The sequence below is a fragment of the Polaribacter sp. M10 genome (assembly GCF_054968445.1).
This window is the reverse complement of record NZ_JBSSBG010000003.1, coordinates 263,155-289,648: the sequence shown is the minus strand read 5'-3', so window position 1 is coordinate 289,648 and position 26,494 is coordinate 263,155. Positions and strand designations below refer to the sequence as shown.

The following is a 26,494-nucleotide window of genomic DNA, read 5'->3' as shown; positions in this document are numbered from 1 at the left end:
TTTTGATTTCAATGGTAGTAATGTTTAATAGTTGCTCAAAAGATAGTATAGATCCAGATCCAGAACCAGATCCAGACTCTGAGGTAGAGGTGCCTTTTGCTGGACCAACGTATATAGATAATTATACGTCAATTGCCTCTTGGAGCAGACGTGCCGATTGGAACTTAGCGAATGTGCATGATCCTACAGTAGTTAAAGACGGCGAGTATTATTATATGTACCAAACAGATGCCTCTTATGGTAATGCTCATAAAGGTCATGGCCATTTTCATCATAGAAGATCAAAAGATTTAGTTAATTGGGAATATAGAGGGAGCACCATGTCGAATGCACCAGCTTGGGTTAAAGATTCTTTAAATAGCAAACGAGCACGTATGTCGCCTGCTTTACCTCCTATTGAAGATCCAGGTTATGGCTATTGGGCACCTTACATAACCAAAGTTGGAAATACATTTAGAATGTATTATAGCATTGTAATTAGTAATCGAATTGTAGGAACAGAGTCTAGTGAGTCATGGACAGAAAGAGCCTTTATTGGTTTGGCAGAATCAAATGATTTAGCTTCAAATATATGGGTAGATAAAGGGATGGTAGTTTGTTCAGAACCAGATGGTTTAGAAACATATACTAGAACAGGTGGGAATGATTGGAGCAGCTATTTTAAGTATAATGCCATAGATCCAACAATGATAGTGACGCCAAAAGGTGAAAATTGGTTAATCTATGGTTCTTGGCATACAGGAATTGCTGCTGTTCAACTTAATCCAACAACTGGGAAGCCAGATAAACTGGATGATATTTCAGATTATGGTATTAGAATAGCAAAGCGAGGTAATAGTCGTTGGCAACCTTCAGAAGGTCCTGAGATTATCTATAATTCAGATACTGGTTATTATTACTTGTTTTTAGCTTATGATGAATTATCCGTAGCATATAATACACGTGTTGCACGATCAACTAGTATTACTGGTCCCTATATTGGAATAGATGGTGGAAACATTACTGAAGGAGCTGCATGTTGGCCAATGATAACACACCCTTACAAATTTGACAATCATACAGGTTGGGTTGGTTTTTCACATTGTTCGGTTTTTCAAGACCCCGTTACAAAAGATTGGTATTATGCATCACAAGCTAGACTTCCCAAAGATGTTCCAGGAATAAATGTCTCTAATGCTGTTATGATGGGACATGTTCGTGAAATTCAATGGACAGAAGATGGTTGGCCTGTTATAGCACCTGAACGATATGCAGGTGTGCCAGAAACAGAAATTACAGAAGCCTCTTTTGTAGGAACATGGGAGCACATTCAAATGAGTTATCAATATAAAATCATACAAGAATCTGAAACAATTCAGTTAACCTCCGATAAAAAAGTTACAGGAGCCATTACAGGAACCTGGTCTTACGATAGCGCTAATAAAACTTTAGATATTAATGGTATTAAATGTAAAGTTAAAGATGCTTGGGATTGGGAAGCTCCAATAAGAAAAGTAACCATTACATATTCAGGTTTGACAGCTGGAGGATTACCAGTTTGGGGTAAGAAAAAATAAAAGTATATAGAAAATCTTATGAAAAAATTAGTGCTTTTTGCAATTGTAATATCAGGTATGTCTTCTTGTATAGATAATAAAGGACAAGATGAAAAACCTAAAGAAGTTGCTGTTAAGGAAGAGTCTACTTTAACAAACGACCCTATTGTGATGCAACGTGCTGATCCGTTTATTTATAAACACACAGACGGATATTACTATTTTACAGGGTCTGTGCCAACCTATGATGCTATAGAAATAAGAAGAGCTAAAACCATAGAGGAATTGAAAGATGCCAAACCATTTAGAGTTTGGGAAAAGCATGAAAGTGGTCCTATGAGTCGCCATATCTGGGCTCCAGAAATTCATTATTTAGATGGTAAATGGTATGTGTACTTTGCAGGTAGTGAAGAAAGGGATATCTGGAAATTAAGACCCTATGTTATTGAATGTTCTGGTCAAGATCCGTTAAATGATAAATGGATAGAACTTGGACAAATGCAAGCAGCAGATAACGACCCAATGAGTTTTACTGATTTCTCTTTAGACGGAACTGTTTTCGATCACAAAGGAAAACGCTATTTCTGCTGGGCAGAGAAAACAGGTGGGCAATTTGCAGCTTCTAATTTATATTTAGCTGAAATGGAATCTCCTATCAAATTAAAAACAGTTCAGTTTTTACTTACCACACCAGACTATGACTGGGAGCGTATTGATTTTTGGGTAAATGAAGGACCTGCAGTAATTAAAAATGAAGGAAAAATATTTATCACTTTTTCAGCTAGTGCCACAGGTGCTTGTTACAGTATGGGAATAATGGAAGCTGATGAAGAAGCTGATTTATTGGATAGAAATTCATGGACAAAATCTAGACAACCTGTACTTCAAACCAATGAAGCAAAAGGTATTTACGGTCCTGGACATAATTCTTTCACTGTAGATGAAAATGGTGATCCATTAATGATTTATCATGCAAGATCTTATGAGAAAGCAGTTGGTGATCCTTCTGTAGTTCCGGCATCTGATACCAGACCATTAGAACAGATTAAGGCAGATCCATTGTACGATCCTAACCGTCATGCAAGAATGATGAAAGTTAGATTTGATAAAGATGGGAAACCTGTCTTTAAATATTATTAAAAATATAAGTGTTTAATAAACACTTATAAGTAAAATACTATATTTGCTTTTTAGTTAGTTAAAATTTATTTAAATGAATAGTTATGTAATTGGTTTAGATTACGGTTCAGATTCTGTAAGAGCTGTATTAATAGATACCTCAACTGGAACAGAGTTAGCGTCAAACGTTCACTATTACCAAAGATGGAAAAATAAGGAGTATTGCAATGCTGTAATCAATCAATTTCGTCAACATCCTTTAGATCATATTGAAGGATTAGAGAATACCATCAAGTATGTGGTAGAAAACGGAAATGTAAATCCAGCAGATATCAAAGGTATTTGTATTGACACCACTGGGTCTTCTCCAATACCAGTCACAAAAGATGGTACTCCTTTGGCTTTAACAAAGGATTTTGAGCACAATCCAAACGCAATGATGGTGTTGTGGAAAGATCATACAGCAATAAAAGAAGCTAATGAAATTAATGAATTAGCGGCTAATTGGGGAGGTGAAGATTTTACCAAATACGAAGGTGGGATTTATTCTTCTGAGTGGTTTTGGGCTAAAATTTTACATATCGCTAGAGAAGATAAAGGTGTAAAAGATGCTACTTATACTTGGATGGAGCATTGTGATTATATGACCTATCTGTTGGCCGACCATAAAGATTTAAAAACCTTTAAAAGAAGTAGATGTGCAGCTGGGCATAAGGCAATGTGGCATAAAGACTGGAATGGTTTACCTCCAGAAGAATTTTTATCAAAATTAGATCCGTATTTAGCTGAGCTAAGAGGAAACTTATATGATGAAACTTATACTTCTGATTTGGTTGCAGGAAACTTAAATGCAGCATGGGCACAAAAATTAGGATTGACTACTGATACTGTGATTGCAGTGGGTACTTTTGATGCACACTCAGGAGCTGTTGGAGCAAAAATAGATAACAACACGTTGGTTCGTGTTATGGGAACTTCTACCTGTGACATTATGGTTTCTCCAGAAGAGGCTATTGGAACAAAAGCGGTTCGTGGTATTTGTGGTCAAGTAGATGGTTCTGTAATTCCAGGAATGATAGGTCTAGAAGCAGGACAATCTGCCTTTGGAGATTTACTAGCTTGGTTTAAAGATATGTTGTCTTGGCCAGTAGATAATTTGGTGCTGACTTCTGACATTCTTTCTGAAGAGCAAAAAGAAAAATTAAAAGCAGAGGTAAATGATAACTTTATTAAAAAGTTAACCGAGGATGCTGAGAAAATTTCTTTAGAAGAAAGTATTCCTACTGCTTTAGATTGGATCAATGGACGTAGAACACCAGATGCAAATCAAGGTTTAAAAGCAGCCATGACAAACTTGTCAATGGGAACCAGAGCACCACATATTTTTAAAGCATTGGTCAATGCGATCTGTTTCGGGTCTAAGAAAATTGTAGATAGATTTGAAGAAGAAGGTGTTAAAATAGATACGGTGATTGGAATTGGCGGTGTGGCTAGAAAATCGGCATTCATTATGCAAACTTTAGCTAACGTATTAAACATGCCTATTAAAGTAGCAGCATCAGACCAAGCACCAGCTTTAGGAGCGGCTATTTATGCAGCTGTTGCAGCAGGAATTTATCCAAACGTAATTGAAGCTAGTAAAAAAATGGGTAGTGATTTTGAAGCTGAATATTTCCCAGAAACTGAAAAAGTAGAAGCTTACGAAGCATTAATGGCATCATATAATGAGTTAAGCACTTTTGTTGAATCAATCACAAAATAATAAAACAATGAGTTCTAAATATAAAGATTTAAAACAAGAATGTTACGAAGCCAACATGCAATTAAATGCATTAGGTTTGGTTGTATATACTTTTGGTAACGTTAGTGCTGTGGATAGAGAAAACAGTGTTTTTGCTATCAAACCAAGTGGGGTTCCTTATGAAGATTTAAAAGCAGATGATATTGTGATTGTAGATTTTGACAACAATATTATCGAAGGAAAGTTAAGACCTTCATCGGATACGAAGACACATGCTTATTTATATAAAAATTGGCCAGAAATAGGAGGAATTACTCATACACATTCTACTTATGCTGTGGCTTGGGCACAATCTCAATTAGATATTCCAATTTTTGGAACCACACATGCAGATCACTTAACTGCTGATATTCCATGTGCACCACCTATGGCAGATGAATTGATTGAAGGAAATTACGAGCATAACACAGGAATTCAAATCTTAGATTGTTTTAAAGAAAAAAACTTGTCTTATCAAGAAGTGGAAATGGTTTTGTTAGGAAATCATGGTCCTTTTGCTTGGGGAAAAAATGCTGCAAAATCTGTATATAATAGTAAAGTGTTAGAAGTAGTAGCAGAGATGGCTTATTTAACTCGCCAAATCAATCCAAATGCTCCAAGATTAAAAGATTCATTAATAAAAAAACATTACGAACGTAAGCACGGAAAAAATTCTTATTACGGTCAATAACCAACATAAATTATGATTGATACATCTAACAAAGAAATATGGTTTGTAACAGGTAGCCAACATTTATATGGAGAAGAAACTTTAAGTCAAGTTGCTAAAAACTCGCAAGAAATAGCAAAAGGTTTAGATGCTTCAAAGTACATACCTGTAAAAATTATCTTTAAACCAACCGTTAAAACTCCCTCAGAAATAACACAAGTATGTGAAGCTGCAAATGCTTCTAAAGCTTGTATTGGTATTATTACTTGGATGCATACTTTTTCTCCTGCAAAAATGTGGATAGCTGGTTTAGGTATTTTAAATAAACCTTTGTGTCATTTACACACACAATTTAATGCAGAAATTCCTTGGAAAGACATTAATATGGATTTCATGAATTTAAACCAATCAGCTCATGGAGATAGAGAGTTTGGCTACATCATGTCGCGCATGCGAATTAAACGTAAAGTTGTTGTTGGGCATTGGCAAGAAGAAAAAGTACAAAGTAAAATTGGTGTTTGGTCTAGAGTTGCTTTAGGTTGCGATGAAATGAAAAACTTAAAAGTTGCTCGTTTTGGAGATAATATGCGCGAAGTTGCAGTTACAGACGGAGATAAAGTAGAAGCACAAATTCGTTTCGGAATATCTGTAAATGGATATGATTCTTCAGATATTACAAATAAAATTGAAAATATTACTCCAGAACAAATAGATCGCTTAGTTAAAATTTACGAAAAAGAATACACCTTATCAGATGACTTAAAGTTGGGTGGTAAAATGAGGGATTCTCTTATAGAATCTGCAAAAATAGAAATTGGTTTACGTACCTTTTTAGACGAAGGAGGCTTTAAAGCATTTACAGATACTTTCGAAAATCTTGGAAGCTTAAAACAATTGCCTGGTTTAGCTGTTCAGCGTTTAATGGCAGATGGTTATGGTTTTGGAGGCGAAGGAGACTGGAAAACAGCTGCTATGCTAAGAGTTATGAAAGTGATGGCTTATGGCTTAGAAGGTGGTACCTCATTTATGGAAGATTATACCTATCATTTTACAACTCAAAAATCATATGTTTTAGGTTCTCATATGTTAGAAATCTGCCCAACTATAGCAGATGCAAAACCCTCTTGTGAGGTTCATCCTTTAGGTATTGGCGGAAAAGAGGACCCTGTTCGTTTGGTCTTTAACGCTCCTGAAGGGGATGCTATAAACGCATCTTTAGTAGATATGGGTAATCGTTTTAGATTAATTGTAAACGAAGTAGAAGCAGTAAAACCAATGGAAGATTTACCAAATTTACCTGTTGCACGTGTACTTTGGGATGCTAAACCAAACTTAGATATTGCAGCAACAACATGGATTCTTGCTGGTGGAGCACATCATACAGTATATTCTCAAGCAATTACAACTGAGTATATGGAAGATTTTGCAGATATTTTTGGTATTGAATTACTTGTAATAGATAATGACACTAAAGTTAGAAACTTTAAAGATACAATGAACGCAAACGAAGCTTATTACAATACGTTTCAAAATCGTTTATAATATTAACTAAAAACACTTTTAAAGATGAAAAATTTAAAACCTCTTTCTTATTCTTTTATATTTATACTTATTTTAGGACTCTTTACAGATTGTAAAAGCAATAAAAAAGAAACCATAAATACAAAAGAAGAAACTTTCAACAAATTAGCAATAAAAAAGGTTGCTTTTGGCAAAACAAAAGAAGGAGTTTCTGTTGAAAAATTTACCCTAAAAAACACCAATGGAGTAGAGGTAGATATTATTACTTACGGAGGTAGAATTACATCTTTAAAAGTACCAAATAATAAAGGTGTTTTAGAAAATGTTGTTCTAGGTTTTGATAATATCGAAGATTATGAAAATGACAATCCTTTTTTTGGCGCTTTAATAGGTCGTTACGGAAACAGAATTGCAAAAGGTAAATTTAGTTTAGAAGGTAAAGAATATACTTTAGCAAAAAATAACGATCAAAACCATTTGCATGGTGGAGATATTGGTTTCGATAGAGTTGTTTGGACAGCTACACCAATAGAAGGAACCGAAAATTCATCTTTAAAACTTACCTATTTAAGTAAAGATGGAGAAGAAGGATATCCAGGAAACTTAAATGTAACTGTTGTTTATACACTAACAAAAGAGAATGCTCTTGAAGTTTCTTATAAGGCTATAACAGATAAAACAACTGTGGTTAATTTAACGCAACATGCATATTTTAATTTATCTTCAGATTTTTCAAATGAAATCTTAGATCATGACATTGTTTTAAATGCCGATACTTTTTTACCTGTTGATGCAACTTTAATTCCAACAGGACAAATTAAAAAAGTTGTAGGAACACCTTTCGATTTTACATCAGCAAAAAAAATAGGCAAAGACATAAATTTAGACAATACGCAATTAAAATTAGGTTTAGGTTACGATCATTGTTGGGTGTTAAATGGTACAAAAGGTATAATGCGTTTTGCTGCTTCTGCTTACCATGAAGCAAGTGGACGTTTCATGGAAATTTATACAGAAGAACCAGGAATACAACTATATTCAGGTAACTTTTTAGATGGCACTTTACCAATGCCAGATGGTGGTACTTATGCTTATAGAACAGGTTTTTGTTTAGAAACACAGCATTTTCCAGATTCTCCAAATCAAAAAAACTTTCCATCTACGGTATTAAATCCTGGTGAAACATATTCAACAAAAACAATTTTTAAATTTTCAACTAAATAACAATTAATTAACTTAAACATCTTATTATGGGAATATTATCATTTGTTGCATTTACTTTACTTGTAGCAGTTATAGCTTGGTGGTCTACGCGAAAAACCGACGAAAAATCATCTGATGGATATTTTCTTGGAGGAAGAAGTTTAACAGGGCCAGTAATCGCTGGTTCGTTATTACTTACAAATTTATCTACAGAACAAATTGTTGGTATGAATGGTGTTTCTTTTAGAGATGGATTACCAATTATGGCTTATGAAGTAGTTGCAGCTATTGCTATGGTTTTTACAGCTTTTGTTTTATTACCTAAATATCTTAAAAGTGGTATTGCTACAATACCGCAATTTTTAGAAAACAGATATGGCAAAAGTACCAAAACAATAGTATCATTGCTATTTTTATTAGGTTATGCAATATCTATGCTTCCTACAGTTTTATATTCTGGCGCATTAGCAATTAACACCATGTTTGATATACCTCAATCTTTAGGTATGGATCCAGAACCAGCATTATGGTTAACAGTATGGGCTATTGGTTTAATTGGTAGTGTATATGCAATATTTGGAGGGTTAAAAGCAGTAGCTGTATCAGATTCTATTAATGCAGTAGGTTTAATAATTGGGGGATCTTTGATACCAATTTTTGGATTAATGAAAATTGGTGATGGTAACGTATTTACAGGCTTACAAAAACTAACAACAGCTTTACCAGAGAAATTTGATATTATTGGTGGACCAGATTCTGATGTACCATTTTGGACACTTTTTACTGGTATGATTATTGTAAATTTTTATTATTGGGGTACAAACCAAGCAATTATACAGAGAGCTCTTGGAGCTAAGAACTTAAAAGAAGGGCAAAAAGGTCTTTTATTAGCAGCATTTGTTAAAATATTAGGTCCTTTTATTGTGGTTTTACCTGGTATTATTGCTTTTTATATTTTTAATGGAGACATTGCAAATGCAGATGAGGCTTATCCAATGGTTGTAAAAGCTGTTTTACCAGTTGCTTTTATTGGATTTTTTGCTGCTGTTCTTTTCGGAGCAATTTTAAGCTCTTTTAATAGTGCTTTAAATAGTTCTGTAACTTTATTCGGGTTAGATTTTTATAAAGAATATTTTAACCATAATGCTTCTGAAAAACAAATAGTAAGAGCCGGAAAAACATTTGGTATTATATTGGCCATCTTTTCAATGGCAATTGCACCTTTATTATATGGTGTAGAAGGTGGAATTTTTACATATTTACAAGAACTAAACGGAACACACAGTGTACCAATTTTAGCCATAATACTTGTAGGGATATTTTCTAAGAAAGTATCTGGAAAAGCGGCAAATATTGCTATTTTATTTAGTGTTGTTTCTTATTTAACTATACTTTACGTAATTAAACCAGACATTAGTTTTTTACATTTAATGGGTATACTTTTTGTACTTACGGTTATTATAATGTTTGTAGTTAGTAAATTTGTGCCAAGAGAAACAGAATATGTGCAAGATTATACTGAACAAGTAGATATAGCATCTTGGAAATATTTAAAACCTGTTGGTTATGCAATTGTTGCTATGGTTGTAGGTATTTATATTTACCTTTCTTAAAGTGATAAAATCTTATTAATAATAAAAATGAAAACTGGTGAAATAGTTTCACTGGTTTTCTATTGAATATCATTATAGACTATTTAAAATTGAATTTATTATTATACTAAAAAAACAAGCTAAATAGAATTTTAAACGCTTAGGTTATATTTTATAAATATTCTTTACTACGGATTTAAAGCTAATTGTTACACAAAGAACTCAACTTGAGTTTAATTTTAAGGTTAGTATTTGCTTAAAATCTCTTTTAAGAGACCTTTGTTTAAATTTACTCAATAAAAACACAGCCCCTTAAACCTAAAGGCTTATGTTTCTTAATGATTTCGGCTAAAGTTTTTGCATTAAAAGTGGCACCTTCAATACCTGTATGTGTGTGATCTTTTGGAAAAAACTTTTTTACTTTTTCTTTACCTAATTTTTGATATTTTTCTGCAATTTTATCACTAAGGTTAACAAAAATAGCATTCTCTTTTTTTGCAACTTCTTTAGACCATTTTATATACGAATTTTTTCTTTGCTCAACTTTTCCTTTTGGCCATTCGTTTCTTGGTGTTAAACTTAAAATTACTGGTACTGCTCCTGCTTCTTTAGTTTCCTTAATCATTTTAGATAAATACCAACCAAATGTGTGTACATCCTCTTTAACAGAATCCCTTTGTACAACTTGGGTTTCATTACCAATCCCCTTTAAAGAACCTCTAAATTTTGCTTTATCAATATTACCAGCATCATTATGTCCAAATTGAATAAATACAATATCATTTTTTTGAAATTCTGTTTTAGCTGCATCCCATAAACCTTCAGAAATAAAAGTTCTTGTACTTCTGCCTCCTCTTGCTTTGTTTATAATGTTTACTTGCATAGTATCGCAAAACTGAGGAAAAGGAACTCCCCGACCCACAGCATTCTCATTACCATTATCGGCCATTGTTGAATCGCCTATTAAAAAGATATTTTTCTTTTTTGGTAATAAAATTTCTGGACTATTAAGAATATACTCCTTTAACGAGTTTTTGGTTAATTTTAATTCGTTAATAATTATTGAAGCAGCCATAACAGCTCCTCTAGCTGAAGTATGAGTATGATCTCGTTTATAAAAATAAGTTCCAGTTACTTTTTCTTCACCATATTTTTCTAATTGTGAAGCCATTTTATCATTTAAGTCTATGAAAGTAACATCGTTTCTGTTTGCAATTTGTTTTGCCCACAGCCCATAAGACTTATTATTTCTAGGAATTAATCCTTCTTTCCAATCATTTCTAGGAATAGGAGACATAATTACTGGAATAGCACCTTTTGCTTTGGCATCTTTAACAATTTTTTCTATGTACCAACCATAACTATGCACAATTTCATGGTCGCCAGTTATCATATTATCAATTTCTTCAGTTTCATCACCAATACCTCTTATAGTTCCACGCGCTCTAATGGTGTCGTTTATTGGACCATTATCATTATGTCCAAATTGTATTAGCACATAATCTCCTTTTCTTAGCTTATTATTCACAGTATCCCACAATCCTAGTTTTTGGTAGGTTCTACTGCTTGTTCCTCCTAAAGCATGGTTTTCGATGTTAACTTTTGTAGAATCTAAAAACTGACCAATAAAATCGCCCCAACCCCAAAGTCCGCCATAACCATCTCCTTTACCATTTTTTACTGTTGAATCACCTACTGTATAAACGGTTGGTTTTATTTTGTCTTCTTGAGTACAATTTGAAAATGAAACTGTAAAAAAAATAATTACTAAAAACTGTAATACTTTCATAAAATATATTGCTGAATTAATTATCTCTAAAATCAAACCATAAAGTCATTGGAATACCTTCGTCTCCACTTTTAATTCTAATATTTGTTGGTTGACTTTCTGGACCTTGATGCTCTAAAGGCTTAAAGGCTCTCATGGCTGGTATTTCATACATAAAAGAAATATTACCTTCTGGAAATTTTGGTTGAGGAAATGTTTTTGACACCGCTTTTTTAGGTAAATCTGGTGTAAACAATCTTAAAAACAATTTATCGTTTTCACTAAAGAATTTAAAATCACCTTTTTCAGTTTTAAGATTTCCTCCAATAAAATTAGCATGATATCCTTTAAATTCTGGATATACTAAATTTTCAAAACTTTCGCCTGTTATGGTTGTATTATAATCCTTCTCCCAAAGACCAAGTGTTGTTCCTTTAATTCTGTTTTTCCAAACGTGGTAAGGGCCATTTCCAATCCATTTCATACCTTCTACTCCTTCTTCAGGAAAATCGAACGTAACACCAAATTTATTGATAGCACCTTCAAAAAAGGCTCCATCAAAACCATTCGTTCTTCCTGCATTTTTTAATAAGATTAATTCTAATTTTAATCGTCCATCATTAAACAGTGTCCATTTTGCAGAATGAATACCACCTGAATATTTAATATTACAAATGGCTGATTCTTTATTTTCTTCAACAGAAACACTTTCAACTTTAGCTTTCATCCCTATAGGTTTTGGTCCATTAACAAAAGGCACGTTTCCGTTTTTATTTTCAATATTTATAATTTCACCAGAAATAGCACTTAATTTTATAGAGATATTTTTACTTTTTAAAAGTACTTCGTTATTTGCTTTTGAGGCCTTCACTGTTTTTTTAATCTCACTTCTAGAAATAAATTTATTTGCAAAATAAGGTGCTCTATGTATTGGCCAAGACCAAGTATAAATTTCTCTACCATGTTTGTCGTGCGCTGTTATTTCTAACCAATCGCCTTCAAAGAAGTTTTCTGGTACATCAAAATGAATACTTCTAGTTTCTCCTGGTTCTATACTTTTAATTGAAATTGGTTTGGAAGCAATTATTTCTGCCTTTTTATTAGTATATAGAACGCTTTCATTGGCTTTTAAAACACGATATTCTAATTTACAATCTTTAAGATTTGTATAAATGAATTCGTTTGAAACTAAAAAAGATCCATCAAACTTTGATGTTATTAATTTCGATTCAAATTGAATTGGAGACCATACTTCTTTTACAGTAAAGAAACTACCTTCTTTTTCTCTGTGCGGACCTAAAACACCATCGGCTGCTAAGTTTCCTTTAGAATCGTACTTTTGTTCACCTGTCCAATCGCTTCTTAAAACAGCTTCATCTAACATAGCCCAAATAAAACCTCCAGCGAATAATGGACTTTGCTTGTAACGCTTCCAAAAATCTTCTAATCCTGCACCAATTCCGTTATCGTATGTTCCATGCATAAATTCTGTTGGAAAAAACACGTTTTCGCCATTATTAAAACGGTGCATCCCTGTTAGGTAAGTTGGATAATGATGAGTGTCCCAACCATTAAAATCTGACCAAGGATGAATAACAATACGTTTTTGCGGATCGTAGTCATGAAAAACATGGTCTATATCGTAATTCCAACCACCTTCATTTCCATGATCCCAAATAATTACTGATGGGTGATTTACGTCTCTTTGTACCGTTTCTCTTATTAAATTTGTACCTGTTTTAGTATCATATCCATTTTGCCAACCAGCCACTTCATTTAAAACAAACAAACCTAAAGAATCACAAACTTCTAAAAAATGGTCGTCTGGTGGATAATGAAACCTAACCGCATTCATATTCATATCCTTCAGTAAATTAACATCTAGTTCGCTTATCGCTTTATCTGTACTTCTTCCAGATTCAGGCCAAATAGTATGCCTGTTAATACCTTTCATGATGATTTTTTTACCATTAACGTAAATACCATCTTTTTTTATAAACTCTAAAGTTCTAAAACCAATTTTGGTTTTAGATGTATGAAGCGTTTGCCCTTTATTTTTAAGTGATAAGCTTAAGGTATATAAATTAGGTGATTCTGGATCCCATGTTTTTACATGATCCCATTTAGATTCAATAGTTTGAAAAGCCTCATCATCTTTTAAAGGTATTGTAATAGTTTTAAAAATTTCATCACTTCCAATAGGAATTATATTTGCTTCAATAATAGAATTCTTCGGAAGATTTTTCAAATTCAAATCAGCTCTTAATGAACCATCCATTTTAGCATCAACCGCTACATGTTCTATAAAAGATTTTGGTGAAACTTCTAACCAAACAGGACGATAAATACCGCCAAACAACCACCAATCTGTTTTTCGTTCAGCATTATTTACAGACGCATTACTTGAATGTTTAGACACATGTGCTTCTAAAAGATTGTCGCCACCATAATTTAACAATGAGGTTATATCATATTTGAATTCGTAAAAACCACCTTGATGAATTTCTCCTGCAGATTTTCCGTTAATTTTTACTTTGGTGTCTGTCATGGCTCCTCCAAAAACTATGACAATATTTTTTCCTTTGTATTCCTTAGGAATAGAAAACTTGTATTTATAAAAACCTTCTTCTTTACTGGGTTCTTTTTGATTTAATTCTTTATACCATCTACCATACGTATACTCACCAAAACCTTCTAATTCCCAGTTAGATGGTACATTTATTGTGCTCCAAGTTTTACTATTATTTCCATTTGTACACATAAACTCCCATTGTACTGGGTTTCTAAAATCTTTACCAGATAGATAAACTTTTTCTGTTTCTTGAGAAATTAGATTTAAAGAATAAAATATTGCTAAAGCAAAACTTATAATTTGGTGTTTAATAAATTTACTTGTCATAATTGTTAATTTCCGTCTGGTTTATTGTTTTCAAATCGTAAGCTCATTGGTACGGTCCAATCACTTAAATTATCGGGTTTACTAGGATTGTATTTTGGTGTATTTGCTTTTATATATTTTGAAATTTCTAAATCTAAGTCTTTAATACCTTGTATAACGCATTTAGCTATTTCATTAGCGCCAAAACTATTAAAATGGGTATTATCTTTTAATTCCTTATTTTGACCAGGAAACGTATTTGCAGGATATTGCACAAAAGCTTTTTTTGAAGCTTCTACTCCCCAACTCTCATACATACTTGTTGTCATTTTTGTAACATCTATTAAAGGTACTTGCAATTCCTTTGCCACTTTTCGCATAGCATCAGGAAAATCACCATGTGTTGGTTTTAGTGTACCATCGGAATTAAATGCTCTTCTTTGAGTTGGTGTTACTAATACAGAATTGCCGCCTTTTTCTCTAAACTTAGTAACAAACTCTTTTAATAAGTTTGTATATAAACCCCAAGCACCATTACCTTCTCCTTTTATTTTTTCATCGTTATGTGCAAACTCAATAAACAAATAATCGCCTGTTTGCATTACAGACAATATTTTATCTAAACGTTTTCTAGCTTTAAAAGAACTTAAAGAAGCACCTGAAACGGCATAATTTGCAATAACGACATCCTTTGTAAAATAATTTGTAAAAAATTGACCCCATGAAGCCCAAGGCTCTAAATCTTGATCGGTTACTGTAGAATCGCCAGCTAAAAAGATAGTTTTAATTTTTGAGACCGGTGTTATTTTTAAACTTTGAATTATAGGATTGCCTAAAAACTCTAAAGTTAATTTATCATCCCAATTTAAATAATAGTTTTCACGATCTTTAATATTAATCTTGTTGTTATCATTAATATTGGGGGTTCTAACATTCACTGCAAATGAGTAGCTTATAGATTCTTTTTTATTTGTACTTTGTTCTTTAAGCATCAATCTTCTAGATTCTGCCTTTATTGTAGTTGTTGCACTTTTTTTTCCTCCTAAAACAACATCTATTTTATAATTCCCTTCTGGTAATTTTATTGAAAAATAAATTGAGCTTTTTGCTGCTATAGATTTTTTGTTAAAAACAACATTTTTAACCGAGTTAAAATCAAACCCATAACCCAATTGGTTATTGTAGTTTACTGGAGTATTAATAACTATTCCATTTTTTGAGGTATGTTTTGCTCCAAATATGAAGGTTTTTGATATTGTGTCTTTTAGTTTTAAATCATTAGAATTATGGTGCTTTTCTACAGTTAAAGAAAATCCTATTGTGTTAAAAAATAAAAAAAGAAGTATTTTAAAAGTATTTTGCATATTCATTCTTTTGAACTTAATTTATTTTAAGTTTAGCTGTCTTAATATTGCTAGTGGTTTTATTTAATTTTATTGTTGTAATTGCTTCTTAAAGAATACTCTAAGGTATTGTCTAAGGTGTAAGTATAACTGTAATAGATATGTTTTTATAAAAGGTGTTCCAAGAGTTAACGGGTTCTAACATTATATCTTTTAAATTATCAATAATTACTGCAATAAAATAGAAAAAAATTAAATCAAAATTAACAAAGTATAAAACTAAAAGTGTCCTGTACTATGGGTTTTAAAAAACCTAATTAATATTAATAGTTGTTTAATTCTAATAACCATAAAGAGCAGGATACTCGGTTATGATCTCTTTTGTAGTTTTATATCACTAAACCATATAGATACTTTATGAAATTTAATAAGCTTGTTTTAATATTAGTGATGCTTTGTTTTTGTTGTAAAAAGAACGAATTTTCTAAAGAAATTGGGACTAATTTTAAACCTAAATGGGTTGATAATGTTGGTGCTAAAAATTTTGTGTTAAAAAAAAATATTTTCTATGTAAATGATTATGGAGCAATTAATGATGGTGAAACTTTAAACACTAAAGCGATTCAAAAAACTATAGAAGCTTGTTATAATAAAGGAGGAGGTATTGTTACTTTTAAACCAGGAATTTACTTATCAGGATCTATTTTTATTAAAGAAAATATTGAATTTATAGTACCCAAAAATGTAGTTGTTAAGGGAAGTGAAAATATTAAAGATTACCAAGAAATAGACACAAGAATTGCTGGGGTAGAAATGAAATGGCCTGCTGCATTAGTCAATGTAAGAAATCAAAAAAATGTTATTATTGGAGGAGAAGGTACCATTGATGGTCAAGGAAAAGTATTTTGGGATTATTATTGGAATTTAAGGAAAAACGATTATGAACCTCGTGGTTTGCGTTGGATTGTTGATTATGATGCCAAACGCCCTAGAACCATTTTAATCTCTAACTCAAAAAATATATTTCTTAAAAATTTAAATATTAAACGTGCAGGTTTTTGGACCGTGCAAGTTTTATATTCTGAGTATGTTACTGTTGATGGTTTAAAAATTAAAAACAACATTGGAGGTCATGGCCCTAGTACTGATGGTGTTGATATCGATTCTTCAAAATGGGTTTTAGTACAAAATTGTGATATCGATTGTAATGATGATAATTTTTGCCTTAAAGCCGGACGAGATTGGGATGGACAACGTGTAAATAAACCTACAGAATATGTTGTAATTAAAAATTGTATCGCTAGGCGAGGTGCTGGGTTGTTTACTTTAGGAAGCGAAACTTCTGGCAGTATTAGACATGTTTATGTATCTAATATTAAAGGATTAGGAACCAAAAATGGTTTAAATATTAAATCTGCTACAAACCGAGGAGGAATTGTGGAAGATATTTACATGGAAAATATAACCATGGATGGTGTAAGTACTTTCATGGAAGTTTCAATGAACTGGAATCCCAATTATAGTTACTCAAAGTTACCCAAAGAATTCAATAAAGATTCAATTCCTAATCATTGGAAAAAAATGTTAAAAAAAATAGAGCCAGCGTCCAAAGGAATACCAACTTTTAGAAATATAAAATTAAATAATATTAAAGTAAAAGGAGCTACAACAGCTATTAATGTTAATGGCTTAGAAAACTCAATAATAGATAATATTTCTTTAACAAACGTGTTTATTGAAGCTGAACAGGCTGGTCAAATAAACTATAGTTCAAATTGGGTTTTAGAAAATGTATGTATCAAAGCAGAGGATAGCTCTAAACTAAAATTAAAAAATACAACAAATATTAATTTTTAACGAAATAGTAAAATCAGTATTTTATAAAAAAAACAGGCTTAATTACTTTATACTTTAATGCTTATCTATATTACTTTATTTACTGATAGATATTTTTAAAGAGAAAAGTCACTATATTTCTAATTTAATATTTTATATAATTTTTATGAGAACATCCTATCTATTGGAAAAAAATTGGATAGTTATTTTAAAAATTTATGAAATCCATTAATATTTTTGGTTAAACTGTTTATAGCTAATTTTGAAACCTCAGTAGCCCCTAAAACAGACAAATGTGTATTGTCTATTTTTCCTTTTGGATAATAAGAAATTTCGTTAGGTGCATAATGTAGATGTAATTTTTTAGACGCTTCAAAACCATAAGATTCTTCTAGTTTTTCTGTTAAATATTGCAAATCTATTAGTGGTACTTTGTATTCTATTGCAATAAGTCTTACCTGTAAAGGATAGTTTCCGTGAGTATCTACTAAGGTACTATCAGAGTTAAAATTTCGTCTAACTATAGAGGTAAATAGAACTGGATTGGCTTCTTTTTCTCGAGTTTCTTTTATAAATTTAATTAAATTATTTCGATATGCTGTATTTGGATTGGTATAGCGTTTTGGAGAATTTTCTTTTTGATCATTATGGCCAAATTGTATAAAAACATAATCGCCTTTTTTGAGTTTGTTATACACTTTTTGCCATCTTTTTTCAGTAATAAAACTACGTGTACTTCTGCCATTTACAGCATGGTTTTCTAGAGTTACACTATCATTTAAAAACGAAGGTAAAATTTGACACCAACCACGTTCTGGGTTTACTTTAGGGTTTGGTTTGTCTGCCATTGTAGAATCTCCAATGCTATAAATTGTAACGTTTTTAATTTCAGTTCTTTCCTCTTTCAAAGTATTTTCTTTACATGAAACTAGAGTAATTAAACAAATTGAAAAAAATATTTTAAAGTATTTCATACCATTCTTTTTTTGATGATTTTTTATGTTTTCCTAAAACGTTTTTTAATGTATATTTCTTTACATCTGAATCTTTTATTTGATAAGACCATTGTACTCTTTTTTTAGGTTGATAACCTTTTCCTGAGTTTTTAAATTCTGCATAAAATGTAGTCGTTTCAGCTTCTTTTTTAGACCAATTGTGCCAACCTTTAGGTTCAATATGTTTGTGTAGATTACAATTTATAAATACTGTTTTAGCATGTATTCGCCAGGGTCTTCCTAAATAAACTTCGTTTACTTTTTTATCGGCTGTTAATTCACAATGTTTAAAAACGTAACCAAATTCTGTATCTTTATTTGTTGAGGCTGCTGTAATATATGAGTCTTTTTTACTATGAATTTGGCAGTTGTAAAAATATGCAGTAGCATTGCCAAAGATAAAATCAGTGGTACCTTCTATATAACAATCTTTATAAAATTGCTTGCCATTACCAGAGGTATATAACGTATCTTGATTGCCCAAAAGATTGCAGTTTATTACTGCAACTTCATTAGAGTTTATTGTTAATGCTATTGCTTGCCCTATATCTCCAGCTGTGTTTTTAATTGTTAAGTTTTTTAGAATTGTATGATCTGCTTCAACCAAAAGAGTCGATGTGTAAAATGTACTATTTCTACCAAGACCAATTTTACTAAAATAATCGTTGTATGTAATAATGGTATTTTCTTTGCTCTCGCCTATTAAAGATATTTTGGGATTCCATTTATGAAGTTTTACTTTTTCGGAGTAAATTCCGTTTTTAATAAAAATAGTAATCCTTTTATCTGGAAAAGCTTTAGAATTATTGATGGCTTCTTGAATACTATAATAATCTCCACTACCATCTTTAGCTACAATCACATTAAAACTATCAGTAAGTTTGTCTTTTTTAATATGTTTTTTTTTCCAAGAAGGATATTTATCTAATACTTCTTGAGGAAAAGTTTTATACCATGCATAACCATTTCTTCGTTCTTCGCCAATTTCAGCAAGTGTTGCTTTTTTTATTCCATCTCTATCACAGAAAAAAGGAGTATTGTCATCTAATTCCATAAAACGAGCCCAAATTGGTGGGGCATTTTTATCTAAAACCATTTTTTTACTAATTACTTTTCCTGCATCATTATATACTCTATCTTCGCGTAAACCACTAATTTTTGTTTTTTCTAACCAAGCAACAGCACTATTTATGGCTTGTTTTATCTCTTTGGTTGGTTTCTCAATACGCATTAATAATAAAACAATATTTGCAGATTCTGCTCCGCTTAAAGAAGGTAATTCATACGCTCTAGCTTTTGCTGGTAGTAAGTTGTTCTTGTCATGTTGAGCACACCAAGCTGTTAATATACCATTTTGTTTGTATTGGGTTTTTAAAATACATTCAATTCCTTTATTAAAGGCTATTTCAACTTTTTTAATCATTTCTTTAGATGGTTGAATCGAATAATAATTAGTGCTGTCTTTTATTTCTTTTAATACATTAAGAATGTTTACCATAGAATCATCATTATAGGTAATGTGTGTATAGTATCCTTTTTTTAAAGGATAAAATTGTGGCCAGCCTCCATTATCATATTGTGCTTTTAGCAAATAATTTAATCCTTTTAAAAACGCTTTTTTGTATCTTTCATCAGGTCGAAATCTATAGATCTTAGACAGATATAGCATTTCTTGATAAGTAGCACCATTGTCTGTAGTTACATTTTTATTGCTTTTTTTTAATAGTAGTAACTGCTCTTTTTTTTCTTTAGTAATTGGTTTTTGCATTTGTATGTTTTTTGGCCAACCACCAATATTTCTTTGGTATAAAAGTACATTTTCTGCAATTTCTTTAGCTTGTGTAGACAAAAACCAAGTTCCTTCTTTTTTATTTACAATATTTTTCCAAGACTGATCCATAATCTGTCCTCTAATATTAAGTTCGGTAAAAAAAGAAAAAAAAATAAGTGGTAAAAGAATTCTATTCATGTGCTGTTGTTTTAGGCAATTCAATACTAAATAATGGTAAGTAAGCTAAGTTAATGTAACCCTATTTTATTTTAAATTTTTTTTAAACCCATTCTAATAATTTATAATTTTTATATATATTTGTGCAATCGATTACACAAAAGTAACATATATATGTTAAAATACAAAACAAGATATCTGTCTAATTTAGTATTGATAAAAAACATCTATGCACAAGAATTTCGAAACGAACTCTTGATTCAAAATGTTTTACAGCAAGGTAAGATGGGTTGGGCGTATTCTTATGATGATGTATTTATGGTTAAAAGCGATGTATTTATTAAATCATTTGTGTCATCTAAAAAAGTAGATAATTTAAAAGCATCATGCTTTTTAGGTAGATGAGAATTGGGTAGAAATACAGCCTGTGTTTATGCAGCTGCAAAACGAGGTTTAAAATACTAACTAGAAATATGGTTACTCTGGATGTTGGTTTGAAAAATCAGCCATATTCTTATCTTTTAAAACAAGAAATTTTGTACGCAGTCTAAATAGTTTATATAGATGGTGATATTTTGACTGCCATTAAAAAACCATCAAATAGATATTAAATTTTAAACCAATTTATGAGTAAACATTTTATACATGATAATTTTCTATTAGAAAATAAATATGCTGAGGAGTTGTATCATAATTATTCAAAAAAACAACCCATTATAGATTATCATAACCACTTGTCTCCTAAATTAATAGCAGAAGATCATGTGTTTGATAACTTAACACAAGTTTGGATAAATGGAGACCATTATAAATGGCGTGCAATGCGTACTTTGGGTATTAATGAAAAGTTTATTACCGGCAATGCCACAGATAAAGAAAAATTTTTAAAGTGGGCAAAAACAGTACCATTCACGATGCGAAATCCTTTATACCATTGGACGCATTTAGAATTGGCTCGCTATTTTGATATTTACGAGTTATTAAATGAAAACACTGCTGAAAAAATTTATGATGAAGTTTCGGCTAGAGTTAACACAAAAGAATTTAGCGCACAAAACTTACTACGAAAAGTAAATGCAGAATATGTTTGTACAACTGAAGATCCTGTAGATACTTTAGAATATCATAAAAAAATTAAAAAGAATAATATTGATATTAAAGTAGGTACATCACTTAGACCGGATAAAGCTATTTTAATTTCAGATGAAGGATATAATGATTATATTCACGCTCTAGAAAAATCAGCTAATATTACAATAGAAACCTATACAGATTTATGCGATGCGTTAAAGAAAAGAATCGATTATTTTAATAAAAATGGATGTAGTGTTTGCGATCATGGTCTAAATCAAATTTATTTTGAAAAATATACAGAAAGCGAAGTACAAGCAATATTTAAAAAGAGAAGAGCAAAAAAAACGTTAACAGAAGAAGAAGCTCTTAAATTTAAAAGTGCTATTTTAATTTTTTTAGCAGAAACATACCACGAGTATGGTTGGGTGCAACAGTTTCATTTAGGTGCTTTGAGAAACAATAATGCTCGTATGCATCGAATTTTAGGTCCAGATACAGGTTGGGATTCTATAGGAGATTACCCACAAGCACAAAAATTATCAGCATTTTTAAATGCTTTAGACAGTAAAGATAAGTTAACAAAAACAATTATTTATAACTTAAATCCTGCTGATAATGAAGTGATGGCAACAATGATCGGTAATTTTAATGATGGAAGCGTAAGAGGAAAAGTACAGTTTGGCTCTGGTTGGTGGTTTTTAGATCAAAAAGATGGTATGACAAAGCAATTAAATGCACTTTCTAATATGGGCTTAATTAGTTGTTTTATTGGAATGTTAACAGACTCTAGAAGCTTTTTGTCATTTCCAAGACATGAGTATTTTAGAAGGCTACTTTGTAATCTTTTGGGAGATGAAATAAAAAGAGGTGAGCTGCCCAAAGAAGAAATACAAAGAATTGGAAAAATGGTAGCGGATATCAGTTATAATAATGCTAAAGAGTATTTTAATATATAAATCAAACTACAACCTTATTCATGATACGTTTTAAAATTATTTTATTAATAATAATAGTTACAAGTGTAATATCTTGTAAAAAAACTAGCGATACTAAGATGCTTTATTTAGGGCATACTTTGCCACAAACACATCCAGTGCATAAAGGCATTTTAGAGTTTAAAAGAGTTTTAGAATTAAAATCTGATGGCAAGCTCAAAGTTAAAATTTTTCCTGATGGGCAGTTAGGTACAGAAAGAGAAACATTAGAGTTACTGCAAATAGGTAGCGTGGCCGCTACAAAAGTTAGTGCAGCTACCTTATCTAACTTTGTTCCAGAATATAATATTCTAGGAATACCTTATTTGTATAGAAATAAAGAACATATGTTTAATGTTTTAGAAGGTTCTGTTGGTAAATCTATCTTAGAAAAGGGCTCTAAATTTTGGTTACGTGGTTTATGTTACTACGATGCTGGAAGTAGAAGTTTTTACACTAGTAATAAGGCAATTAGAACACCAGAAGATTTAAAAGGTCTTAAAATAAGGGTTCAAAATAACCAGATGGCAATTAATATGGTAAACTCAATGGGAGGAGCAGCAACGCCTTTGGCCTATGGAGAGTTGTATTCTGCAATTCAACAAGGAGTTGTAGATGGGGCAGAAAATAATCCACCTTCATTTGTGTCTTCAAACCATTATGAAATTAGTAAATATTACACATTAGATGAGCATTCTTCTGTGCCAGATGTATTGTTAATTGGTACAAAATATTGGAATAAATTATCAAAAGAAGAAAGAATTTGGGTACAAGAGGCAGCAGATCAATCTGCCCAAGCTCAAAAAGTATATTGGAGAGAATCTGTTAATGAGTCCATGAAAATTATTAAAGACTGGGGAGTAGAAGTTATTATACCAGACAAATCTTTATTTGCAGAAGAATCTAAAAATGTTGTTGAAAAATTTGTAAAAGATTTTCCAAATATGGCCCCAATTGTAAATGAAATTAAAAATAATTAATATGAAGACACCTAAACTTATTTTTGATAAGGTTAATAAAATTCTTGAATGGTTTATGATTATCATTTTTGCTTTATTAGTCTTAGACGTTTTATTTCAAGTATTTTCAAGATACCTTTTAGGAACATCTTTTGCTTGGACCGAAGAATTTGCTAGATTTTCTTTAATCTGGATGACAGTTTTAGGAGCAGCATATCTTAATGCAAAAAGAGAACACCTATCAATGGATTTTATATATCAAAAACTATCATTGCAAAATAAAAGAAAGGCGGACATAATAATAGAACTTTTTATTTTGCTCTTTGCCTTAATTGTAATGGTTTTAGGAGGTGCAAACTTGGTTTATACAACGCTTCATTTAGATCAATTGTCGGGTACTTTACGTATTCCTTTAGGTTATGTATACGCAGTACTGCCTTTTAGTGGTTTGTTAATAATGAGCTTTTCTGTATATCACATAGCCAATATTAATTCTAATAAAAATATTATTTAATTATGAGCATAGAGGTTATTAGTATTATCGTATTATTTGTAAGTTTTTTTACACTTTTATTGTTGAAAGTTCCTGTTGCCTATAGTATCGGAATTTCTACTACGATTAGTTTATTATTAAATATCGATAAGTTACCAGGTATTACTACTATTGCACAACGAATGACAACAGGTATTGATAGTTTTGCATTATTAGCCATTCCGTTTTTTGTATTAGCAGGAGAAATAATGAAGCAAGGTGGTATTGCTAATCGATTAATTAATTTTGCAAAATCTTTAGTAGCCAGTCTTCCTGGAGGTTTAGCTTATGTAAATGTTTTGGCATCAATGCTTTTTGGTGCTATTTCTGGGTCTTCAGTAGCAGCAGCTTCAGCAATTGGTTCTATCATGACAGATAGAATGGAAGAAGAAGGATATCCGAGACAATTAAGTGCGTCAGTAAATATAACATCATCCACAACAGGGTTATTAATTCCACCAAGTAATATTTTAATTGTGTATGCATTAGCTAGTGGAGGTTCGGCTTCTGTAGCAGCATTATTTATTGCAGGTTATTTACCGGGAATTTTATTAGGTTTTGCTATTATGGGGTATATCGCATTTATTGCAATTACAAGACGTTATGCAAAAGGTAAACGTTCTACTCTTAGAGAAATTTGGACCTATTTTAGAAAAGCTTTTTTTAGTTTATTACTATTAGTAGTTGTTGTTGGTGGTATTGTAGCAGGTGTTTTTACTGCAACAGAAGCTTCTGTAATTGCCGTTTTATATGCTGCTGTATTGTCTTTAATTTATGGTGATATGAAAGTAAAAGACTTTCCAAAAATACTATTATCTAGTGGTAAAACCACTTCTGTGGTAATGTTTTTAATATGTACATCTATGGCAATGTCTTGGCTATTTTCTTTTGAAGGAATACCAGAAATGATAAGCTCCTTTTTATTAGAATCTTTAAATAACAAGTTTGCTATATTTTTAGCAATTAACATCATCTTATTAATTGTAGGAACCTTTATGGATATGACACCTGCAGTATTAATATTTACACCAATTTTTTTACCTGTAGTAACCACTTTAGGCATGCATCCTGTACACTTTGGAATTGTAATTGTACTTAACTTATGTATTGGAATATGTACACCACCAGTTGGTACTTTACTGTTTGTTGGTAGTGGTGTGGCCAACGTTTCTGTTACAAAAGTAATTAAGTCTTTAGTGCCTTTTTTACTAATTATGGTTGCGGTTTTAATGTTAATTAGTTTTATACCAGAAATCTCAATGTTTTTACCAAATTTATTTGAATTATAAAATAGAAGAAATGCAAGAATTAAAACATAAAAAGAAATTATTAAATAGAGAAAATGCAAATCTAAAAGTGGTTTCTCCTATTAAAGTTATACAATTTGGTGAAGGTAATTTTTTAAGAGCTTTTGTAGAATATGCTTTTCAAAAGTTAAATAAAGAAGCAGATTTTAATGCTGGTATTGCAGTTGTACAACCTATAGATAGAGGTTTAATAAATTTATTAAACGATCAAGATGGTTTGTATACTTTGTTTATGAAAGGTATTCAAAAAGGAAAAGAAATTCAGCAAAAAGAGCTAATATCAAATATTGTAAAAGGAATAAATCCTTACACAAATTTTAAAGATTATTTAGATTTAGCTAAAGAAGAACATTTAGAATTTATCATCTCAAACACTACAGAAGCAGGAATTACTTATCTAGAGAACGATACTTTAGAGATGCAACCCCCTAGCTCATTTCCTGCAAAATTAACTGTATTATTAAACGAAAGGTTTAAATATTTTAATGGTGCATCAGACAAAGGATTAACTATTATTCCATGTGAATTAATCAATCATAATTCAGAACAATTAAAAGAAATTATCTTAAAATATGCAAAAGATTGGAGTTTGGGAGATGGCTTTATCTCTTGGATAAATAACGCCTGCTCCTTTCATAGTACATTGGTAGATAGAATTGTACCTGGTTATCCTAAAGATCAAATAGAGGATTATAATAATCAATTAGATTACAAAGACAACCTTATAGTTGCTGCAGAAGTATTTTTGCTTTGGGTTATTGAAGGGGATGAAGATTTAAAGAAAAAACTACCTTTTCATAAAACAGACTTAGACATTAAAATTGTAAAAGATATGCAACCATATCGTACAAGAAAAGTACGAATTTTAAACGGTGCACACACTTCTATGGTTCCAGTTTCTTTATTATTTGGAAACGAAACTGTTAAAGAAACTATAGATAATCAGTTTACAGGTGCATTTGTTAATAAAGCTATTTTCGAAGAAATTAACGATGTTCTACCTATGGATAAAAAGGAGTTAGATAGTTTTGCCGAAGAAATTTTAGATCGTTTTAGAAACCCATTCATAAAACACAATTTAAAGGATATTGCTCTAAATTCTATCTCTAAATTTAAAGTTAGAGTGTTACCTAGTTTAATAGAGTATCAACAGAAAAATAACCAATTGCCTACCAATCTAACATTTGCCTTTGCTTGCTTAATTCGTTTTTATAAAGGTACTTGGCAAGGTAAAACTTTGCCAATTAAAGATAGTAAAGAAATAGTAGATACGTTTAAAACTATTTGGACACAAACCGACACAAATTTGGTTGCTAAATCAGTATTAAAGAATACCACTTTGTGGGATGAAGATCTTACAAAAATCAACAAATTAACAGATGCTATTACACTTGCTTTAAACGCAATAGAAAGAAAAGGAATAGAACAAGGCTTAATTGAATTTGGCAAATCGTATTAAA

Annotated in this window: 19 protein-coding genes; 14 read left to right on the top strand and 5 right to left on the bottom strand. The window is 31.2% G+C overall.

Translation table 11 applies throughout. The annotated features are described in order from the left end of the window. The first annotated feature begins 20 nt into the window (after positions 1 to 20). From ACWYN7_RS05810 to ACWYN7_RS05780, 7 genes are all read left to right on the top strand, one after another. On the top strand, positions 21 to 1,556 hold the full coding sequence (locus tag ACWYN7_RS05810; protein WP_462858906.1) for an arabinan endo-1,5-alpha-L-arabinosidase: 1,536 nt from the start codon (positions 21 to 23) through the stop codon (positions 1,554 to 1,556). An 18-nt stretch (positions 1,557 to 1,574) separates the two neighbouring features. Beyond that, entirely contained in the window at positions 1,575 to 2,675 is a 1,101-nt protein-coding gene (locus ACWYN7_RS05805; protein WP_462858905.1) for a glycoside hydrolase family 43 protein, read from the top strand. Between the two features lie 73 nt (positions 2,676 to 2,748). Further along, the gene (locus ACWYN7_RS05800; protein WP_462858904.1) at positions 2,749 to 4,416 is read left to right on the top strand and encodes a ribulokinase; all 1,668 of its coding nucleotides are present in this window, start codon (positions 2,749 to 2,751) and stop codon (positions 4,414 to 4,416) included. A 7-nt stretch (positions 4,417 to 4,423) separates the two neighbouring features. Then, on the top strand, positions 4,424 to 5,125 hold the full coding sequence (locus ACWYN7_RS05795; protein ID WP_462858903.1) for an L-ribulose-5-phosphate 4-epimerase: 702 nt from the start codon (positions 4,424 to 4,426) through the stop codon (positions 5,123 to 5,125). Positions 5,126 to 5,137: 12 nt separating this feature from the next. After that, positions 5,138 to 6,646: an L-arabinose isomerase gene (gene araA / locus ACWYN7_RS05790; protein WP_462858902.1), complete on the top strand. Its 1,509-nt coding sequence runs from the start codon at positions 5,138 to 5,140 to the stop codon at positions 6,644 to 6,646. A 24-nt stretch (positions 6,647 to 6,670) separates the two neighbouring features. Continuing rightward, complete coding sequence (locus ACWYN7_RS05785; protein WP_462858901.1) at positions 6,671 to 7,849, top strand: aldose epimerase family protein; 1,179 nt, start codon at positions 6,671 to 6,673, stop codon at positions 7,847 to 7,849. A 26-nt stretch (positions 7,850 to 7,875) separates the two neighbouring features. Beyond that, the gene (locus ACWYN7_RS05780) at positions 7,876 to 9,441 is read left to right on the top strand and encodes a solute:sodium symporter family transporter (RefSeq protein ID WP_462858900.1); all 1,566 of its coding nucleotides are present in this window, start codon (positions 7,876 to 7,878) and stop codon (positions 9,439 to 9,441) included. Positions 9,442 to 9,709: 268 nt separating this feature from the next. Here ACWYN7_RS05780 and ACWYN7_RS05775 read toward each other — a convergent pair whose 3' ends face one another. From ACWYN7_RS05775 to ACWYN7_RS05765, 3 genes are read right to left on the bottom strand one after another with little or no spacing between them, the layout of a single operon-like run. Then, positions 9,710 to 11,209, bottom strand: coding sequence for a rhamnogalacturonan acetylesterase (locus ACWYN7_RS05775; RefSeq protein WP_462858899.1), 1,500 nt, complete (start codon positions 11,207 to 11,209; stop codon positions 9,710 to 9,712). Between the two features lie 16 nt (positions 11,210 to 11,225). Next, positions 11,226 to 14,087, bottom strand: a complete 2,862-nt coding sequence (locus tag ACWYN7_RS05770) for a glycoside hydrolase family 2 protein (protein ID WP_462858898.1) — start codon at positions 14,085 to 14,087, stop codon at positions 11,226 to 11,228. 5 nt (positions 14,088 to 14,092) lie between these two features. Beyond that, positions 14,093 to 15,430, bottom strand: coding sequence for a rhamnogalacturonan acetylesterase (locus ACWYN7_RS05765; protein WP_462858897.1), 1,338 nt, complete (start codon positions 15,428 to 15,430; stop codon positions 14,093 to 14,095). Between the two features lie 396 nt (positions 15,431 to 15,826). Between ACWYN7_RS05765 and ACWYN7_RS05760 the strand changes: the two genes are divergently transcribed. After that, positions 15,827 to 17,266 (top strand): glycoside hydrolase family 28 protein, encoded by a 1,440-nt coding sequence (locus tag ACWYN7_RS05760; RefSeq protein WP_462858896.1) that lies wholly within the window; start codon positions 15,827 to 15,829, stop codon positions 17,264 to 17,266. A gap of 182 nt (positions 17,267 to 17,448) precedes the next feature. Here ACWYN7_RS05760 and ACWYN7_RS05755 read toward each other — a convergent pair whose 3' ends face one another. Both ACWYN7_RS05755 and pelA read right to left on the bottom strand, forming a co-directional pair. Continuing rightward, positions 17,449 to 18,153, bottom strand: coding sequence for a rhamnogalacturonan acetylesterase (locus ACWYN7_RS05755; RefSeq protein ID WP_462858895.1), 705 nt, complete (start codon positions 18,151 to 18,153; stop codon positions 17,449 to 17,451). Positions 18,154 to 18,205: 52 nt separating this feature from the next. Beyond that, positions 18,206 to 20,209 carry a pectate lyase gene (gene pelA, locus ACWYN7_RS05750; protein WP_462858894.1) on the bottom strand — a complete coding sequence of 668 codons (2,004 nt, stop codon included), beginning with the start codon at positions 20,207 to 20,209 and terminating at the stop codon, positions 18,206 to 18,208. Between the two features lie 153 nt (positions 20,210 to 20,362). Here pelA and ACWYN7_RS05745 point away from each other — a divergent pair, with 153 nt between their 5' ends. The 6 genes from ACWYN7_RS05745 (at position 20,363) to ACWYN7_RS05720 (ending at position 26,493) form a co-directional block, all read left to right on the top strand. Next, positions 20,363 to 20,593: a hypothetical protein gene (locus ACWYN7_RS05745; RefSeq protein ID WP_462858893.1), complete on the top strand. Its 231-nt coding sequence runs from the start codon at positions 20,363 to 20,365 to the stop codon at positions 20,591 to 20,593. Positions 20,594 to 20,814: 221 nt separating this feature from the next. Further along, on the top strand, positions 20,815 to 22,218 hold the full coding sequence (gene uxaC / locus ACWYN7_RS05740) for a glucuronate isomerase (RefSeq protein WP_462858892.1): 1,404 nt from the start codon (positions 20,815 to 20,817) through the stop codon (positions 22,216 to 22,218). A 98-nt stretch (positions 22,219 to 22,316) separates the two neighbouring features. After that, on the top strand, positions 22,317 to 23,216 hold the full coding sequence (locus ACWYN7_RS05735) for a TRAP transporter substrate-binding protein (RefSeq protein WP_462858891.1): 900 nt from the start codon (positions 22,317 to 22,319) through the stop codon (positions 23,214 to 23,216). A gap of 1 nt (position 23,217) precedes the next feature. Next, the gene (locus ACWYN7_RS05730) at positions 23,218 to 23,709 is read left to right on the top strand and encodes a TRAP transporter small permease (protein ID WP_462858890.1); all 492 of its coding nucleotides are present in this window, start codon (positions 23,218 to 23,220) and stop codon (positions 23,707 to 23,709) included. Positions 23,710 to 23,711: 2 nt separating this feature from the next. Then, positions 23,712 to 25,016, top strand: coding sequence for a TRAP transporter large permease (locus tag ACWYN7_RS05725; RefSeq protein WP_462858889.1), 1,305 nt, complete (start codon positions 23,712 to 23,714; stop codon positions 25,014 to 25,016). 10 nt (positions 25,017 to 25,026) lie between these two features. Continuing rightward, positions 25,027 to 26,493: a tagaturonate reductase gene (locus ACWYN7_RS05720; protein ID WP_462858888.1), complete on the top strand. Its 1,467-nt coding sequence runs from the start codon at positions 25,027 to 25,029 to the stop codon at positions 26,491 to 26,493. Position 26,494: the final 1 nt, after the last annotated feature.

What these genes read in the sequence shown, in the direction of transcription:
- ACWYN7_RS05770 (WP_462858898.1), bottom strand. Translation starts at nt 14,087, where the DNA reads ATGACAAGTAAATTTATTAAACACCAAATTATAAGTTTTGCTTTAGCA.
- ACWYN7_RS05730 (WP_462858890.1), top strand. Translation starts at nt 23,218, where the DNA reads ATGAAGACACCTAAACTTATTTTTGATAAGGTTAATAAAATTCTTGAA.
- ACWYN7_RS05800 (WP_462858904.1), top strand. Translation starts at nt 2,749, where the DNA reads ATGAATAGTTATGTAATTGGTTTAGATTACGGTTCAGATTCTGTAAGA.
- ACWYN7_RS05780 (WP_462858900.1), top strand. Translation starts at nt 7,876, where the DNA reads ATGGGAATATTATCATTTGTTGCATTTACTTTACTTGTAGCAGTTATA.
- ACWYN7_RS05745 (WP_462858893.1), top strand. Translation starts at nt 20,363, where the DNA reads ATGTTAAAATACAAAACAAGATATCTGTCTAATTTAGTATTGATAAAA.
- ACWYN7_RS05795 (WP_462858903.1), top strand. Translation starts at nt 4,424, where the DNA reads ATGAGTTCTAAATATAAAGATTTAAAACAAGAATGTTACGAAGCCAAC.
- ACWYN7_RS05720 (WP_462858888.1), top strand. Translation starts at nt 25,027, where the DNA reads ATGCAAGAATTAAAACATAAAAAGAAATTATTAAATAGAGAAAATGCA.
- ACWYN7_RS05735 (WP_462858891.1), top strand. Translation starts at nt 22,317, where the DNA reads ATGCTTTATTTAGGGCATACTTTGCCACAAACACATCCAGTGCATAAA.
- ACWYN7_RS05725 (WP_462858889.1), top strand. Translation starts at nt 23,712, where the DNA reads ATGAGCATAGAGGTTATTAGTATTATCGTATTATTTGTAAGTTTTTTT.
- pelA (WP_462858894.1), bottom strand. Translation starts at nt 20,209, where the DNA reads ATGAATAGAATTCTTTTACCACTTATTTTTTTTTCTTTTTTTACCGAA.
- ACWYN7_RS05765 (WP_462858897.1), bottom strand. Translation starts at nt 15,430, where the DNA reads ATGCAAAATACTTTTAAAATACTTCTTTTTTTATTTTTTAACACAATA.
- ACWYN7_RS05775 (WP_462858899.1), bottom strand. Translation starts at nt 11,209, where the DNA reads ATGAAAGTATTACAGTTTTTAGTAATTATTTTTTTTACAGTTTCATTT.
- uxaC (WP_462858892.1), top strand. Translation starts at nt 20,815, where the DNA reads ATGAGTAAACATTTTATACATGATAATTTTCTATTAGAAAATAAATAT.
- ACWYN7_RS05760 (WP_462858896.1), top strand. Translation starts at nt 15,827, where the DNA reads ATGAAATTTAATAAGCTTGTTTTAATATTAGTGATGCTTTGTTTTTGT.
- ACWYN7_RS05805 (WP_462858905.1), top strand. Translation starts at nt 1,575, where the DNA reads ATGAAAAAATTAGTGCTTTTTGCAATTGTAATATCAGGTATGTCTTCT.
- ACWYN7_RS05810 (WP_462858906.1), top strand. Translation starts at nt 21, where the DNA reads ATGTTTAATAGTTGCTCAAAAGATAGTATAGATCCAGATCCAGAACCA.
- araA (WP_462858902.1), top strand. Translation starts at nt 5,138, where the DNA reads ATGATTGATACATCTAACAAAGAAATATGGTTTGTAACAGGTAGCCAA.
- ACWYN7_RS05785 (WP_462858901.1), top strand. Translation starts at nt 6,671, where the DNA reads ATGAAAAATTTAAAACCTCTTTCTTATTCTTTTATATTTATACTTATT.